The organism is Xanthobacter pollutisoli (genome assembly GCF_040044995.1).
Classification (GTDB): domain Bacteria; phylum Pseudomonadota; class Alphaproteobacteria; order Rhizobiales; family Xanthobacteraceae; genus Xanthobacter.
Map to the genome: position 1 here is coordinate 1 of NZ_JBDZDP010000074.1, position 1,161 is coordinate 1,161.

The 1,161-nt window shown below is 53.8% G+C and carries 1 rRNA gene; it reads right to left on the reverse strand.

The features are described from left to right. A 23S ribosomal RNA gene (locus tag ABLE93_RS26910) occupies positions 1-863 on the reverse strand; the annotation flags it as partial. Positions 864-1,161 lie beyond the last annotated feature (298 nt).

Below are 1,161 nucleotides of genomic sequence, written 5' to 3' on the forward strand. Positions count from 1 at the left end.
TTCCCGGCTTGATTGGCCTTTCACCCCTAAACACAACTCATCCGGTAACTTTTCAACGTTAATCGGTTCGGACCTCCAGTGCATGTTACTGCACCTTCATCCTGGTCATGCCTAGATCGCCGGGTTTCGGGTCTAATACTTCAAACTCATTCGCCCTATTCAGACTCGCTTTCGCTGCGCCTACACCTAACGGCTTAAGCTTGCTTGAAACATTAAGTCACAGACCCATTATGCAAGAGGTACGCTGTCAGGCCTCAAGGACCCTCCAACTGCTTGTAGGCAATCCGTTTCAGGTACTGTTTCACTCCCCTCATCGGGGTGCTTTTCACCTTTCCCTCACGGTACTAGTTCGCTATCGGTCATGTACGAGTATTTAGGCTTAGAGGGTGGTCCCCCTATGTTCAGACAGAATTACACGTGTTCCGCCCTACTCGAGTCCGTTTACATCACTTTCGCATACGGGGCTGTCACCCGCTATGGCGCTCCTTTCCAGAAGCTTCTGCTAGTTGAATAAACGGCACTGGCCTGGTCCGCGTTCGCTCGCCACTACTAACGGAATCTCGGTTGATGTCTTTTCCTCCAGCTACTGAGATGTTTCAGTTCACCGGGTTCGCTTCACGAAGCCTATTTTATTCAGCTAAGTGATACCTGTTCCCGACTAACCCTAGCTGAGCCGCTCGGCGGCACGCTTTCGCGTGTCGTCGTTCGGCTCCGGTAGGATTAATCGGATAGGTGGGTTTCCCCATTCGGAAATCGTCGGGTCAAAGCTTGCTCACAGCTCACCGACGCTTATCGCAGCGTGCCACGTCCTTCATCGCCTGTACATGCCAAGGCATCCACGAATTGCCCTTACCTCACGCTTGAGAGTCCACACCACCAACGACAACACTGGATCGACGCCCATCGGGCGGCGACACGAAACTCGGCAGAGCAGTGCAGCGTGGTTCTACCAGGCGTCCTTGCGGAACGCCCTCCTGGTGCGGATGATTATAATCTCAGCCAGATTGTCGGATATGCGTCTCCACCGAACGCTTGCGCGCTCAGCTTGTCTCGCAATCCATTAGTGATTGAAGCCGATCTGGAAAGACGCTCGTTCGCGCCGGCCTTGCGGCCGACCCTTACGGTCGTTCGTCCAAACCGACACCATCACGGCATCGATTT